Annotated in this window: 17 protein-coding genes; 10 read left to right on the forward strand and 7 right to left on the reverse strand. The window is 70.3% G+C overall.

Annotation, left to right across the window (positions count from 1 at the left end; all coding sequences use genetic code 11):
• Window positions 1–31: 31 nt before the first annotated feature.
• From ACZ0AA_RS09530 to ACZ0AA_RS09550, 5 genes are all read left to right on the forward strand, one after another.
• Window positions 32–880, forward strand: coding sequence for an EI24 domain-containing protein (locus ACZ0AA_RS09530; protein WP_463512769.1), 849 nt, complete (start codon window positions 32–34; stop codon window positions 878–880).
• A complete protein-coding gene (locus ACZ0AA_RS09535) occupies window positions 880–1,653 on the forward strand; it encodes a DNA-formamidopyrimidine glycosylase family protein (RefSeq protein ID WP_463512770.1) in 774 nt (257 codons plus the stop codon). The genes ACZ0AA_RS09530 and ACZ0AA_RS09535 overlap by 1 nt, the downstream gene beginning before the upstream one ends.
• An 82-nt stretch (window positions 1,654–1,735) precedes the next feature.
• Entirely contained in the window at window positions 1,736–2,143 is a 408-nt protein-coding gene (locus ACZ0AA_RS09540; RefSeq protein WP_053097570.1) for a DapH/DapD/GlmU-related protein, read from the forward strand.
• Between the two features lie 54 nt (window positions 2,144–2,197).
• Entirely contained in the window at window positions 2,198–2,938 is a 741-nt protein-coding gene (locus ACZ0AA_RS09545) for a LysR substrate-binding domain-containing protein (protein WP_463512771.1), read from the forward strand.
• A 66-nt stretch (window positions 2,939–3,004) separates the two neighbouring features.
• Window positions 3,005–3,727: a glutamine amidotransferase-related protein gene (locus ACZ0AA_RS09550; RefSeq protein WP_463512772.1), complete on the forward strand. Its 723-nt coding sequence runs from the start codon at window positions 3,005–3,007 to the stop codon at window positions 3,725–3,727.
• A 50-nt stretch (window positions 3,728–3,777) separates the two neighbouring features.
• Here the strand turns inward: ACZ0AA_RS09550 and ACZ0AA_RS09555 are convergent, their stop codons facing one another.
• Together ACZ0AA_RS09555 and ACZ0AA_RS09560 are read right to left on the reverse strand one after the other, a co-directional pair.
• Window positions 3,778–4,236, reverse strand: coding sequence for a glutaminase (locus ACZ0AA_RS09555; RefSeq protein WP_400866339.1), 459 nt, complete (start codon window positions 4,234–4,236; stop codon window positions 3,778–3,780).
• Window positions 4,233–5,447 carry a cation:proton antiporter gene (locus tag ACZ0AA_RS09560; protein WP_463512773.1) on the reverse strand — a complete coding sequence of 405 codons (1,215 nt, stop codon included), beginning with the start codon at window positions 5,445–5,447 and terminating at the stop codon, window positions 4,233–4,235. The genes ACZ0AA_RS09555 and ACZ0AA_RS09560 overlap by 4 nt, the downstream gene beginning before the upstream one ends.
• Window positions 5,448–5,532: 85 nt before the next feature.
• Here ACZ0AA_RS09560 and purU point away from each other — a divergent pair, with 85 nt between their 5' ends.
• Window positions 5,533–6,384 (forward strand): formyltetrahydrofolate deformylase, encoded by an 852-nt coding sequence (purU, locus tag ACZ0AA_RS09565; protein ID WP_463512774.1) that lies wholly within the window; start codon window positions 5,533–5,535, stop codon window positions 6,382–6,384.
• Window position 6,385: 1 nt separating this feature from the next.
• Here purU and ACZ0AA_RS09570 read toward each other — a convergent pair whose 3' ends face one another.
• Entirely contained in the window at window positions 6,386–7,432 is a 1,047-nt protein-coding gene (locus ACZ0AA_RS09570; protein WP_463512775.1) for an NAD(P)H-dependent flavin oxidoreductase, read from the reverse strand.
• A gap of 103 nt (window positions 7,433–7,535) precedes the next feature.
• Between ACZ0AA_RS09570 and ACZ0AA_RS09575 the strand changes: the two genes are divergently transcribed.
• A complete protein-coding gene (locus ACZ0AA_RS09575; RefSeq protein ID WP_463512776.1) occupies window positions 7,536–7,808 on the forward strand; it encodes a DUF6412 domain-containing protein in 273 nt (90 codons plus the stop codon).
• Window positions 7,809–7,870: 62 nt separating this feature from the next.
• Window positions 7,871–8,632: a YidC/Oxa1 family membrane protein insertase gene (locus ACZ0AA_RS09580; protein WP_463512777.1), complete on the forward strand. Its 762-nt coding sequence runs from the start codon at window positions 7,871–7,873 to the stop codon at window positions 8,630–8,632.
• 10 nt (window positions 8,633–8,642) lie between these two features.
• Here the strand turns inward: ACZ0AA_RS09580 and ACZ0AA_RS09585 are convergent, their stop codons facing one another.
• From ACZ0AA_RS09585 to ACZ0AA_RS09595, 3 genes are all read right to left on the reverse strand, one after another.
• On the reverse strand, window positions 8,643–9,611 hold the full coding sequence (locus ACZ0AA_RS09585) for an EamA family transporter (RefSeq protein ID WP_463512778.1): 969 nt from the start codon (window positions 9,609–9,611) through the stop codon (window positions 8,643–8,645).
• Window positions 9,612–9,655: 44 nt separating this feature from the next.
• The gene (locus ACZ0AA_RS09590) at window positions 9,656–10,540 is read right to left on the reverse strand and encodes an SDR family oxidoreductase (RefSeq protein WP_463512779.1); all 885 of its coding nucleotides are present in this window, start codon (window positions 10,538–10,540) and stop codon (window positions 9,656–9,658) included.
• Window positions 10,541–10,699: 159 nt separating this feature from the next.
• On the reverse strand, window positions 10,700–11,044 hold the full coding sequence (locus tag ACZ0AA_RS09595) for a DUF7882 family protein (protein ID WP_463512780.1): 345 nt from the start codon (window positions 11,042–11,044) through the stop codon (window positions 10,700–10,702).
• Between the two features lie 217 nt (window positions 11,045–11,261).
• Between ACZ0AA_RS09595 and ACZ0AA_RS09600 the strand changes: the two genes are divergently transcribed.
• Both ACZ0AA_RS09600 and ACZ0AA_RS09605 read left to right on the forward strand, forming a co-directional pair.
• A complete protein-coding gene (locus tag ACZ0AA_RS09600; protein ID WP_400866359.1) occupies window positions 11,262–11,783 on the forward strand; it encodes an FHA domain-containing protein in 522 nt (173 codons plus the stop codon).
• A complete protein-coding gene (locus tag ACZ0AA_RS09605) occupies window positions 11,780–12,310 on the forward strand; it encodes a CinA family protein (protein WP_463512781.1) in 531 nt (176 codons plus the stop codon). Before ACZ0AA_RS09600 ends, ACZ0AA_RS09605 begins: the two co-directional genes overlap by 4 nt.
• 82 nt (window positions 12,311–12,392) lie before the next feature.
• On the opposite strand, the gene ACZ0AA_RS09610 is transcribed toward ACZ0AA_RS09605, so the two are convergent.
• Complete coding sequence (locus tag ACZ0AA_RS09610) at window positions 12,393–13,481, reverse strand: alcohol dehydrogenase catalytic domain-containing protein (protein ID WP_463512782.1); 1,089 nt, start codon at window positions 13,479–13,481, stop codon at window positions 12,393–12,395.
• Window positions 13,482–13,484 lie beyond the last annotated feature (3 nt).

Below are 13,484 nucleotides of genomic sequence, written 5' to 3' on the forward strand. Positions count from 1 at the left end.
ACGCCATGATCTCTCCTCCTAGGCTGGATCCATGATCGGGGAATTCGTCTACGGCATCCGCACTCTGCTGCGCGGCTTCGGCACCTGGCGACGCCGCCCCGGCCTGATGGCCCTCGGACTCCTGCCCGGCGTCATCGCGGCGCTCGTGCTGCTCGCCGGTCTCGTTCCGCTCGCACTGTCGCTCGCGCCGATCTCCGACGCCGTGACGCCCTTCGCCGACGGTTGGATCCCCGCCTGGCGATCCGCCTTCAGAGCTGCTGTCGGCATCGTGATCTTCGTCGCCGCCCTCGCTCTCGCGAGCGCGGTGTTCAGCGCACTCGCCCTGGCGATCGGCGACCCGTTCTACCAGCGCATCTGGCGGGCCGTCGAGGCCGACCTCGGCGATGCACCGCCATCCGACGGCGGTGGATTTTGGATGGCGGTCGGGGAGGGCCTGCGGCTGGTTCTCCTCGGCATCCTGATCGCGATCCTCGTGCTGCTGCTCGGCCTCATCCCCCTCATAGGCGGAGTCCTCGCGGCCGTCGGCGGCGTCGTGCTGTCGGGGCGGATGCTCGCACGCGAGCTCACGGCGCGGGCCTTCGACGCCCGCGATCTCACCCCCGCAGACCGTGCCGTTCTGTTCCGCGGCAGTCGGGCACGAGTGCTCGGATTCGGCGTGGCGACGCAGCTGTGCTTCCTGATCCCCGGTGGTGCCGTCGCCGTGATGCCCGCCGCCGTCGCCGGCGCCACGACTCTCGCCCGCACCATGCTGGAGCGCACGCCGCTGCCGCAGCACACGCCCGTGCAGCCGGCTCTGCTGCCTCCCGCACATCCCGCGCCGCCCGCTCCCGGCAGCGTCTCCGCGCCCCTGCCACCACCCGCCGGATCCGGGCGCGTCTGATGCCCGAGGGCGACACCGTCTTCCGCACGGCCAGACGTCTCGACGAGGCGCTGGTCGGCGCCGAGGTGACGCGCTTCGACCTCCGTGTGCCGCGCTTCGCGACCCTTGATCTCACGGGTCAGCCGATCATCGCCTCGATCGCCCGAGGCAAGCACCTGCTGCTGCGCATCGGCGACAGCACACTGCATTCCCATCTGCGCATGGACGGCGCCTGGCTGGTCTATCGGGCAGGTGAGAGATGGCGGCATCCGGCGTTCAAGGTGCGCGCGATCGTCGGCACCGCACACCGCGAGGCGGTGGGCATCGACCTGGCCGAGATCGAGGTGGTGCCGACCCGCGATGAAGACGAGCTCGTCGGATACCTCGGGCCGGATCCCCTCGGCCCCGATTGGGACGCCGCAGAGGCCGCCAGACGCGTCGGCGCCGACGTCCGCAGCATCCACGTCGCCCTGCTCGATCAGCGCAACGTCGCGGGGTTCGGCAACGAGTACGCCGCCGAACTCCTGTTCCTGCGCGGGATCCTGCCGACCACCCCCGCGCCGGAGGTCGACGTGCCTGCGCTGCTGGACCTCGGTGTGCGCACGATCCGAACCAACCGCGATCGCCGCCACCGCACCTTCACCGGAGTCGATCGGCCCGGTCAGGGAACCTGGGTCTACGGCCGCTCCGGCAAGCCCTGCCGCCGCTGTGGAACGCTCATAGAACGCGGCGAGCTGGGCGCGGATCCGACCCGCGAGCGCATCACCTTCTGGTGCCCGGCGTGTCAGCGATGACCCGCATCCATGCTCGGGAATGAATCACGCACCCCCGTGGTTATTGATATATCCGGAGAACTCCGGAGCACGGGGAGGAATCGTGGGTAAGAACTACGTCGACATCGAGAACGACCAGGGCGCCACGCTGCGATACCGCAAGCACGCCAACGGTCGCGGTCTCGTCGCGCACGGCGCGAAGGTCCATCCGAAGGCGCACATCGAAGCGGGCGCCTACATCGAACCCGGTGCGCGCATCGGCGCCGGCGCGACCATCGCCCGCGGCGCATGGATCGAACCGGATGCCGTGATCGGCGAGGGAGCGCACGTCGACGCGCACGCGCACATCGGCCAGGGCGCGGCCGTCGGCGACGGCGCGCACATCGGGGTCCGCACCGAAGTCGGGGCAGGTGCTCGCATCGTGCGCGGTGCTCGCATCGGCGACGACGAGACGGTCGCCGCCGGGCTGACGGTCGCCACCGACCCCAAGGGGCTGTGGCTCGCGGCCTGATCAGCGACGCGGCCTCCGGCCGCCTCACCGCATCCTCCGGGTACCCTGGAGCACATGGCGACTCAGGGACGACGACCGGCAGGGCGTGCCGGCAAAGGCTCGCCCGTGCGACGCAACAGGGCGGCACCGGCGCAGCGTTTCCCTGCACCGAAGCCCCCGAAGAAGACCGCCAAGGTCGTGTTCGATGCGCCGGAGGCCGAGTCCGAGGAACCGCGCACGTTCCGGCTGGGCGTCGTGCCCGGAGCCACGCCCGGCAGGTGGATCGACGCCTGGAAGCAGCGGATGCCGCACGTGCCCGTCGAACTCGTGCCGGTGCAGGTCGCCGATCAGAACGCGGCGCTCGATGATCTCGACGCCGCGCTGGTGCGCCTGCCGCTGACCGACGAGAACCTGCACGTCATCACGCTCTATGACGAAGTGCCCGTCGTGGTCGCCTCCATCGACTCGCACCTGCTCGTCGCGGACGAGCTGAGCATCGCAGACCTCGCCGGCGAGATCGTGATGACCCCCACCGACGATCCTCTGGGTCCGATCGACATCCCCGGTGCCCTCGTCCCCGCCTTCGCACCGATGCCGGTCTCGGAGGCGATCGCGACTGCTGCCGCCGGAACCGGGATCATGGTCGTCCCCATGTCTCTCGCGCGTCTGCACCACCGCAAGGACGTCGACCACCGCCGTCTGGTCGACGGACCGACGTCGACGGTGGCCCTGGCCTGGCGCCGCGACCACACGACCCCCGATGTCGAGACGTTCATCGGAATCGTGCGCGGTCGCACATCCAACTCGTCACGATGACTCGAGCGTGACCTCTCGATGACGGCGGTGACGGCGACCCCCTCCTGTCGTCGTTAGACTCTCGTGGTGGTCTCGCTTCTCTATGTCTGTGTGCGCCCCGAGCTCGGGGCGGCCGACGCCGAGCACGCCTCATTCCGACGGGCGCTCGGCGTCGACGTCGTCGACCGCCTCGACCTGCTCACCGAACCCCTCGACCCCGCCCGCCTCGCGCGATACAGCGGCGTCGTCGTGGGGGGCTCGCCCTTCAACGTGAGCGACGCCGAGAAGTCTTCGGTGCAGCTCCGGGTCGAAGCCGATCTCGAGCACCTCGCTCGACTGGCGATCGAACGCAGGATCGCGGCGTTCTTCACCTGCTTCAGCATCGGCGTGGTGACGCGGATGCTGGGCGGCGAGGTCACGTCGGACACCCCGGAGTCGGCCAGCGCCACCGTGATCGAGACGACCGAGGCCGGCGCGGCGGATCCGGTGTTCGGTCCGAGCTCCCCCGCCCTCACGGTGTTCACCGCCCACAAGGAGAGCGCCGCAGCTCTGCCGCAGGGTGCGGTGCTGCTCGCCACGAACGACACCTGCCCGGTGCAGGCCTACCGGGTCGGCACGCATCTCTACACGGCGCAGTTCCACCCCGAGCCCACGCCCAGGGACTTCGCCGACCGGATGACGTTCTACCGCACGACGGGATACTTCGACCCCGACGAGTTCGACGTCGTGCAGGGGCAGGTGCTGTCGGCATCGGTGACGGAGGGCGCGGCCCTGCTGCGCCGCTTCGCGCAGACGTTCGCCGCAGCCTGACACCGCGGCCTGACACCGCGGCCTCACGCGCGCCGGCGTGCCGTCGGGCATCAGCCGCGCAGCAGGTCCACGCGTTCACGAAGGTATGCCTCGAGCGGCATCCATCCGCCGGCGCTGCTCCACCGGACCGACGGCACGGAGTCGATCGTCGCGAGCGGGCCTGATGCGCCACCCGAATCCACGGCGGCGAGGTCGATCACCGACCACCCGACGTGCACGACGTCGCCCTCGTCGAATCCGCCCCGCAGCGCCAGCGCCCGTCGCTCGGCGCGCTCGCGCGCGGACTCGGCCGTGTAGCCGCGGCGGCCGGGGTCGGCAGCGCGCAGCACCTCGGCAGTCGCCAGAGCATGCGTCTCGGTGAGCAGCAGCACTCCGAGGTGCCATGCCTCGCCCACCCGCACGATGCGGCGCCCGCGCCACCGTGAGTCCCGCTCTTCGCCGAGTCCCTCCCGGGGCTGGCCTGAGAGCGCGCGCACGGTGTCGGCGACGAGCGCGGTTGCCGTCGTCACAGCTCTCCCTGGGGTGTCGCGCGAACCAGCCGGGGATCGACCAGACGCGCCGCATCTCCGCGGATCAGCATGCCGATCAGCGGGAAGAGCAGCACCGACAGCATCCCGGCGCCGACGAGCGCAGCGGCCGTGCCGGTGTCGATCATCTTCTGGTCCACACCGATCGCCGTCACGGCGACGATGATCGGCAGGCCCGTGGCGGCCAGCAGCCCCAGCGCCGTGCGGTCCCTGACGCTCGCACCGGCAGGAGCCGAGAGCTGCGCGGTGGTGCCGCGGAGCACCAGCAGCGCGACGAGGAACAGGGGCAGCATCAGCATCGCCGACGACGAGCCGGTGAGCGCCTGCAGGTCGAAGTTCACGCCCGTGTAGAGGAAGAAGATCGGCACGAGCAGGCCGAACGCGATGGCCTCGAGCTTGGTCTCCATCGCCTCGGCGTCCTTCTTCGGCGCACGGGCCATGATGATCCGCCACACGGCTCCCGCGACGAATGCGCCGAGGAGCATGTCGAGATCGAGCATCACGCTGAGACCGACCAGCGCCGCGATGAGCAGCAGCACGAAGCGCACGCCGAACTGGTCAGAGGTGTGCAGCGTCGCGCGTACGAACGAGTGCAGCCGCCCGTGCGGCATCCGATGAGCCATCAGCACGGCGAGGCCGGCGAGCACCACGAACGTGAGCAGCACCGCCGCGGCGATCGGCGTCGTGCGCGTGCTGAGGAAGAGCGAGATCGCGATCAGCGGGAGGAACTCGCCGACGGCTCCGATCACGGTGACAGCGCGGCCGAACGGGGTGTCCGTCTCTTTCGCATCCCTGAGGATCGGCATCAGCGTGCCGAGCGCGGTGGAGCTGAGTGCGATGGCGATCACGACCATCCCCTCACCCGGTGCGAGGAAGAACCCGATCGCGATCCCGAGCACGACGCTGATGCCCCAGCCGATCGAGGCCCGCACGAGCGGTCGCCCCGAGACGGCCCGGAAGTCGATCTCGGACCCCGCGATGAAGAAGAGCATCGCGAGACCGAAGTCGCTGAGCTTCTCGAGAATGGGCGTCGGCTCGACCCAGCCGAGCACGGCCGGCCCTGCGAGAATCCCGAGCACGAGCTCGAACACGATGATCGGCACGCGGATGACGGGGCGGATGCCGCGCGCCAGCAGCGGCGCTGCCACGGCGAGCAGCGGGATGAGCACCAGTCCGAGATCGCCCGCGTTCACAGTCTCAGAGTAGCGAGAGTGCGCCCGCGATTCGCCCGGTGGTCGCATCCACGGCAGAATCGATGCACACCCCCGAGGAGCCCCCATGTCTCAGCCCGACACCGCCCGCCTGCTCATCGCCTGCGACGACCAGCCCGGCATCGTCGCCGCGGTCGCCGGAGTGCTCGCAGCGCACGGCGCGAACATCATCTCGCTCGACCAGCATTCGACCGACTCCGAGGGCGGTCGGTTCTTCCAGCGCACCGTGATCCACCTGCCCGGCCTGTCGGCCGCCCGCATCGCTCTCGAAGCCGATCTCGCGCAGGTCGGCGACCGGTTCGGCATGGAGTGGTCGCTGCACGACACCGCACGACGCAAGCGTGTCGCGATCTTCGTGTCGAAGTACGACCACTGCCTGATGGAGCTGCTGTGGCGCACCCAGCGCGGCCAGCTCGACATCGACATCACGATGGTCGTCTCGAATCATCCGGATCTGGCGGAGTCGGTGCGCTCGTTCGGCGTGCCGTTCGTGCACATCCCCTCGGGGGACAAGCAGGCGATGGAGCAGCGTCAGCTCGAGCTCCTCCGCGGGAACGTCGATCTCGTCGTGCTCGCCCGTTACATGCAGATCCTGACCGATGACTTCATCACCGGCCTCGACGCTCCGGTGATCAACATCCACCACTCCTTCCTGCCGGCGTTCATCGGGGCCAACCCGTATGCCCGCGCGAAGGACCGCGGCGTGAAGCTGATCGGCGCGACCGCGCACTATGCGACGGCCGACCTCGACGAGGGTCCGATCATCGAGCAGGACGTGACCCGCGTCACGCACTCCGAGTCGGCGGCCGATCTGCAGAGCCGCGGCGCCGACGTCGAGCGCCTGGTGCTCGCGCGGGCCGTGCAGTGGCATGCCGAGGACCGCGTGATCGTGCACGGCCGCTCGACCGTCATCCTCTGAGTCAGAGCTTCTGCGGCGCCCCGGCGAGCATCTCGGCGAAGGCCTCGGCCGCCGTCGGATAGTCGGCGAGCGGTGCCCCCTGGCCCATCCACAGCGACTGCAGCTCGCCGAGGTTCTGCTCGCCCGCTGCCGCGCGGAATCGGCCGGTGAGCCAGTTCTGCATCGGGAACGGGGCGATCATGCCGCCGGCCTCGATCGCACGGACGACCCGGTTTCGGGCACCCCTGGCGAGGCGCCCGCTCATCGCCTTCGTGAGAACGGTGCCGTCGGCAGGAGTGGCGCGGATGGCGTCTCGATGCGCCTGGTTGGCGGCGGACTCGGCTGTCGCGAGGAAGGCCGTGCCGACCTGCACGGCTGACGCCCCGAGCGCGAACGCGGCGGCGACCCCGCGTCTGTCGGCGATGCCGCCGGCCGCGATGACCGGGACATCCACGGCATCGACGACCTGCGGCACGAGGGAGAAGGTCCCGACGAGCGAGTCCTCGGCCGGACGGAGGAACGACACCCGGTGGCCGCCGGCCTCGAAGCCGGTCGCGACGACGGCATCGGCCCCTGCGTCCGCGAGCGCGACGGCTTCGGCCACGGTCGTCGCGGTTCCCACGACACGGATGCCGCGGCGGTGCGCCTCGTCGAGGACGGCCCCGGACGGAACCCCGAAGACCGTGCTGAGCACGGGTGGCGCGGCCTCCCAGATCGCGTCGAGCTGCTCGTCGAGCGGTGGCAGGTACCGCTCGGGGCGCGCAGGCACCTCGAGGCCGACGGCGTCGTAGAACGGCTGCAGCGCCTGCGCGAACACGGTGTGCTGCGGGTTCGGCTCGACCTCGTCGCCGGTCGGCAGCCAGATGTTCACGGCGAACGGTCGCGAGGTCGCCTCCCGCAGCGACGCGACCGTCGCACGGATGCGGTCCCCGTCGTAGCCGTACAGCCCGTAGCCGCCCAGTCCCCCCGCGTCGCTGACGGCCGCGGTGAGCGCGACCGACGAGAGTCCGCCGAACGGACCTAGGAGGATGGGGTGTTCGATGCCGAGCAGCGCACGCAGATCAGTCATGTCTCGAGGCTATCTCCGCTCCCCCGCCTCGCGGCGAGCCGCGCGACCGATCCCGCGCTCGGATGCCGGTGATAACCTCGGCGGGAGGGATCAGGAGGCGCGCATGAGCGAGTGGTTCGGGCAGATACTCGGCTTCATCGCGTCCGCGCTCGGGATCATCGCGGTGCCTGATGCCGCAGCGCTCGGTCTCGCGATCGCCGTGATCGCCCTCACGACGCTCACGATCGTCGTCGCGCTGAGCCTCGCACCGCCCTCGCCGAGCACCGCTGTGCACCCGATCCGGGCGATCGACGTCTCGACTCTGCTCGCCCAGAGCGATCCTGACGCCGCCGGTCACCCGCGCCCTCGTGCGCCGGGAGTCGCCGTTCCCGCGTAGTCCGTCCTCGTACGGGACTGCGCGGCTTTCGCCGACCCTTCCCGACACACGAACGGACTTCCATGGACATCTTCGCCTTCCCACCCCTGACCTTCCTGCTCGATGCGGCGTACGGCGCACTCGCCGGGCTCTCCGCTCTGCTCGAGCCCCTCGCCGGAGCATCTGCGGCAGCCCTCGCCGTGGTGCTCGTCACGCTTCTCGTGCGAGCCCTGCTGATTCCCGTCGGCATCTCGCAGGCGAAAGCCGAGCAGACCAGGGCGCGCCTCGCGCCCCGGCTGCGCGAGCTGCAGCGCCGACACAAGAAGAACCCGGAACGCCTCCAGAAGGAGATGCTCGAGCTCTACCGCTCCGAGAACACGTCCCCGTTCGCCGGCATGCTGCCGGTCCTCGCCCAGGCGCCGGTCGTCGGCATCCTGTACACGCTGTTCATCCGCCCCGAGATCGCCGGGCACCCGAATGACCTGCTCACGCACGACCTGTTCGGCGCTCCGCTGGGAACGAGCCTCGTCTCGGCGGTCTTCGGCGGCACCGCGACGCCTGCGACGCTGCTCGTGTTCGGCGCGCTGATCGTGGTGATGATCGTGGTGGCCGAGATCACGCGGCGGGTCTTCCGGCCGACGCCGGTCGAGGGCGATTCGCCTCTGAATTCGCCGACGATGCTGAGGGTGACGAGCGCGCTGCACTATCTGACGGCCGTGTTCGCGGTGTTCGTGCCGCTCGCGGCCGCGCTCTATCTCACCGTGACCGTCGTCTGGACGCTGGTGCAGCGCATGCTGCTGCGTCGTCGCTACCCCCTGCCCGTGCCTTCCGGGGTCAGCGCCTGAGTCTCGGCGGTCACTCGGGAAGCGGGATCGGCGCCGTGAACGGCCCGGTCTCGTCGCCGCGGTCTGCGTCGTCCGCGCCGGCGTCGTCGTCTCGCGCAGCGGCATCGGCGCGGCGGCGCTGACGCCGCACGCCGAGCGTGGTGCCGACGCTCGCGGCGACGACCAGCGCGATCGCGAGCATCCTGAGCGGAGTCGCGGACTGACCGAGGATCAGCCACCCCGCAAGGGTCGCGAAGGCGGGTTCGAGACTCAGCAGCACGCCGAAAACCCGTTGCGGCAGCCGACGGAGCGCCGCGAGCTCGAAGCTGTAGGGGATCACCGACGAGAGCACGGCGGTGACTGCGGCGAGCAGCAACAGCTGCATGTCACCGGCGACGGTGATCGCCGCGGGTACTCCCACCGGAATCAGCAGCACCGCAGCCACGACGAGTCCGACCGCGAGCCCGCTGGTGCCGGGGATGATCGCGCCGACTCGAGCGCTCATCCGGATGTACATCGCCCAGAAAGCCGCTGCGATCAGGATGAACACGACGCCCAGCGGATCGAGCGGCTCGGCACCGATCAGGCCGTCGACGCCGAGCAGCACCATGCCGACCAGCGCGACTCCCACCCAGGCGGCGTCGGCGAGGCGCCGGGTCAGCACGGCCGCCAGCACGAGCGGCCCGAGGAACTCGATGGCGACAGCGGGACCGAGCGGGATGAGGTCGATCGCCGCGTAGAAGAAGCCGTTCATCGCCGCGAGCGACACTCCGAACAGCACGGCCGCGAGCCACTGCGCCCTCGTCCAACGCAGTGGCTGTGGGCGCACGATGACGACCAGCAGCAGCGCGGCGATCGCCACCCGCAGCGAGGTCACGCCCCAGGGGCCGAGCACCGGGAACAGCTGCGCCGCGACCGCGGCCCCGAACGGCAGCGACAGGCAGGAGCAGACGACGAGTGCGACTCCCACGAGCGGACGGGACGACGCGGACTGCTTCACCCCGCAAGCCTACGGCGCAGGGAGGCGCCGACGAACTCGGGCGGTCAGAGGTGCTTGCCTCCGGTGACCGCGAGCACGGCGCCCGAGGTGTACGACGACTCGGCGGAGGCGAGGTACACGTATGCGCCGGCGAGTTCGGCCGGCTGTCCTGCCCTGCCGAGAGGCGTGTCGGAGCCGAAGGTCTTCACCCGCTCGTCGCTCCATCCGGTGGCCGGGATGAGTGGCGTCCAGATGGGTCCGGGGGCGACCGCGTTCACGCGGATGCCTCGCTCTCCCGCCTCTTCGGCGAGCGCCTTGACGAATGCGACCTGCGCCGCCTTGGTCATCGCGTAGTCGATGAGGTTCGGCGACGGCTCGAAGGCCTGCACCGACGAGGTCACGATGATGCTCGACCCCGGCTCGAGATGCGGGTAGGCGGCCCTGGCCGAGTAGAGCAGTCCGTAGAGATTGGTCTCGAACACGCGGCGAAGACGGTCTGTCTCGAGGGTCTCGAAGCCGTCGATGTCATGCTGGTAGGCGGCGTTCAGCACCAGGATGTCCAGGCCGCCGAGCGCGCTCCTCGTCTCGGAGACGACCTCGGTCGCGAAGGCCTCATCTCGCAGATCTCCGGCGAGACTGAGCCCCTGCCTCCCCTCTGCACGGATGAGCTCGATCGTCTCGTCGGCATCCGACTGCTCCTCCGGCATGTGCACGATCGCCACGTCGGCTCCCTCACGGGCGAAGGCGATCGCGACGGCCCGGCCGATTCCGGAGTCGCCGCCGGTGATCAGGGCTCGACGACCCTCGAGACGCGCGTGCCCGACATACGACTTCTCGCCGTGATCGGGAACCGGACGCATCTGGTCGGTCAGCCCCGGCTGGTCCTGCTGCTGACCGGGGAACTCCTCCTGGCGGTGCTGGCTGCGGGGGTCGGGCGTGCTGTCTGCCATGGTGTCTCCTCTTCCTCGCGACTCGCGACCACCGTTCGTGGCGCAGGTCGGGCGTCAATCGAGACTCGCGGCCTCTCGACGCCCTCGGCAGGGGGTTGACAATCGGCACCCCGGTCGAGGAGCGGGGCGCCGAGCGCGAAGCGAGGGTCTGGACCCGACTCAGGACGTGGGCGCGGCCGGCCCGTCGTCGCCGACGGGACCGGAAGCCTCCTGCGGCTCGGGCACCAGATACAGACCGCTCGGAGCGTTGGCCGTGAATGCGAGGGCTTCGACCCAGGCGCGGTTGATCGACGGCTGTCGACTGCCGAAGTACTTGAAGACGAGGGAGCTGCCCGGCTGCACCCACACCGTCGTGCGGCCGCCGCCGACGCTCGTGTCCTCGCGCCAGCTGAACGGGAACGGCTCGGCGCGGCGCAGCTTGGCGGTCATCACGAGCTGCAGGTGGGTGAGGGCGCGATCCTCGATCTCGGTCTTCACGCTGCCCTCGTAGATGAACTTGCCCATGCGGCGTCTCCTCAGGTGTACGGGTCTTCGCCTTGAAGTTTATGGGACTCCGAGCCGTCGCCACGTCGACCGAAGCGGCGCGAAACCGCCGATGTGCGGTGCCCTGCGGTCCGCGATGGACCCGCCGCCCTGACGGGTGCGCACCTGACCGAAGTCAACCCCCTGCGCTCGGATTCCTTCGCCGCATATCCTGTCAGGGACTGCGAGGAGACCCACCATGAACGCACGACACATCGACGACCGTTCCGACGAGGGCTACACCCCCACGACCACTCACGCCGAGTTCGGCGAGGGCAACCCCCGCCTGCGGGTCACCCGCGACGGCGAGCGAGCGGAGTTCGCCCTCGAGGTCGACGTGGTTCGCATCGGCTCGGCCGCCGACAACGAGCTGCGGCTCGACGGCGCCGACCCCGTGCATGCGACGATCACGCACGACGACCGCGACGAGTACGTGCTGGAGCTGCACGGCGCGGGCGAGATGAACAGCAACCCCGAGGCCACCGCGACCCACCCCGGCGACAGGTCGCAGACGCTGCGGACGGGTGCGCGATTCACCGTCGGAGAGTGGGAGCTGGTCTACGCCCGCGACGAGTTCGCCGACCACGGTCGCCCCTATGGCGGGCGTCTCGGTGGCGAGTACTCCGATCAGCCGCTGCAGCCGGAGCGCCCCGACTACTCCGACGAGGCGAGCATCGAATCGGATGCTCCGACCCACGCCGACTCCGCTGAGGAGAAGTGACAGCAGAGCAGCTGTCGTTGGATCGGTTGAGCGAGGTCGCGACTGAGCGCGGGTTGCGAATCTGCGTCGTCGAGTCCCTGACGTCGGGCCGTCTGGCGAGCACGATTGGCGCAGGCGAGAGCGCGGGCGACTGGTTCGCCGGCTGCATCGTGGCGTACCTCACCGACGTCAAGGAGACCCTGCTCGGTCTTACGCCGGGAACCGATCCGTGCTCAGCCGAGTGCGCCGAGCATCTCGCGGAGAGCGCCCGTCAGCTCTTCGACGCCGACGTCTGCATCTCGACCACGGGCGTCGGAGGCCCTGAGCCCGAGGGCGGACATGACCCGGGCACCGTCTTCGTCGGATGGGCCACCGGCGACGGAGTCGGTCATCGGATGCTGGCGCTCACCGGCGATCCGCAGGAGGTCCTCGACGAGACGGTCGACACCGCGCTGCGACTGCTCGCCTTCCACGCCGAGGGGATCCGGCCTGTCGGCCCCAGGCGCTCGGGATCCGCGTCGACCGCGCCGGACGAGCCAGCGGGCTGAGAGCACTCCGCTCCCAGCCTTCCACCTCTCTCAGCCAAGACCTCTCCCCGCTGGATCCCGGCTCCGCTGGGTCCCTCCGAGTTCAGCGCCCCGGCACGAGTCCGATGCGCAGGGGCGCACCCGGAGCGGATGCCGCGGCGATCGCCTCATCGATGGCCGAGAGCTGCCGCACCTCTCCCACCGCCTCCGCGAACGGGTAGGCGCGTCCTCGTCCGGCGAGGAATCCGACTGCTTCGTCCAGTTCGGCCCCGGTGTAGTTGTGCACTCCGGTCACGGTCACCAGCCGACGCACGATGCTCTCGGCATCGAGCGGCACCGGGTCGGCGGGGAAGACGCTTCCGACGAGCACGACCGTCCCGCCGATGCCGACGCCGGCGATCGCTTCGGACACGGCATGACCCGACGCCTCGATCACGATGTCCGGATCGCGATCGAGCCGACCGGCGCCGAAACGCGCGGCCAGCGCGACTCGTCCCGGTACGGGGTCGAGCACCTCGACCGTCGCCCCCTGCTCCGCGGCGATCGCGGCTGCCGAGAGCCCGACGAGTCCCGCTCCGTGGATGCGCACGGCCGCGCCCTCGAGGTCGTGGTCGCGTGCTGCTCTGGCGACAGCGGCCCAGGCGGTCGCGGTCGCGCACGATGCCGGCGCGAGCACGGACGCCTGCAGCGACTCGGGCACCCGCACGATCGCGGTGCCGGATCGCACCTGGACGTGCGTGCCGAAGGCGCCGGAGAGATCGCCGTGCACGCCTATCCGGTCGTGGCCGTACTTGCCCAGCGTGCGGCACTTCTGCGGCACGCCCCGAGTGCACCGGTCGCAGGTGCCGCATGAGATGGTGACCGACCAGACCACCCGGTCGCCGATGCGCACCGGGGTGCCGTCGACCGCGACCGCTCCGGCGTCGCCCATGGCGATCACGCGTCCGACGCTCTCGTGGCCGAGCACCAGGGGCACCGGAGCCGATCGTCGCCCCTGCACGGTGTGCACGTCGGACCCGCAGACGGTCGACATCTCGACCGCGACCAGCACGTCGTTGTCGCCGAGAGCGACACCCGGCACCGCGATCGTCTCGTGCGGGTGGCCCTCGCCGATCCAGACCATGGCTGTGGCAGCGGGACGCAGGGCGACGTCGCGGCGATGGCCGGGAGGTCGGATCAGCAGAGTTCCCATGTC

This window comes from Microbacterium sp. AC035 (assembly GCF_979258485.1).

Excerpts from the sequence above, each read along its gene's own strand:
- ACZ0AA_RS09590 (WP_463512779.1), bottom strand. The coding sequence starts at position 10,540 with ATGGCAGACAGCACGCCCGACCCCCGCAGCCAGCACCGCCAGGAGGAG.
- ACZ0AA_RS09545 (WP_463512771.1), top strand. The coding sequence starts at position 2,198 with ATGGCGACTCAGGGACGACGACCGGCAGGGCGTGCCGGCAAAGGCTCG.
- ACZ0AA_RS09580 (WP_463512777.1), top strand. The coding sequence starts at position 7,871 with ATGGACATCTTCGCCTTCCCACCCCTGACCTTCCTGCTCGATGCGGCG.
- ACZ0AA_RS09610 (WP_463512782.1), bottom strand. The coding sequence starts at position 13,481 with ATGGGAACTCTGCTGATCCGACCTCCCGGCCATCGCCGCGACGTCGCC.
- ACZ0AA_RS09595 (WP_463512780.1), bottom strand. The coding sequence starts at position 11,044 with ATGGGCAAGTTCATCTACGAGGGCAGCGTGAAGACCGAGATCGAGGAT.
- ACZ0AA_RS09600 (WP_400866359.1), top strand. The coding sequence starts at position 11,262 with ATGAACGCACGACACATCGACGACCGTTCCGACGAGGGCTACACCCCC.
- purU (WP_463512774.1), top strand. The coding sequence starts at position 5,533 with ATGTCTCAGCCCGACACCGCCCGCCTGCTCATCGCCTGCGACGACCAG.
- ACZ0AA_RS09530 (WP_463512769.1), top strand. The coding sequence starts at position 32 with ATGATCGGGGAATTCGTCTACGGCATCCGCACTCTGCTGCGCGGCTTC.
- ACZ0AA_RS09575 (WP_463512776.1), top strand. The coding sequence starts at position 7,536 with ATGAGCGAGTGGTTCGGGCAGATACTCGGCTTCATCGCGTCCGCGCTC.
- ACZ0AA_RS09535 (WP_463512770.1), top strand. The coding sequence starts at position 880 with ATGCCCGAGGGCGACACCGTCTTCCGCACGGCCAGACGTCTCGACGAG.
- ACZ0AA_RS09570 (WP_463512775.1), bottom strand. The coding sequence starts at position 7,432 with ATGACTGATCTGCGTGCGCTGCTCGGCATCGAACACCCCATCCTCCTA.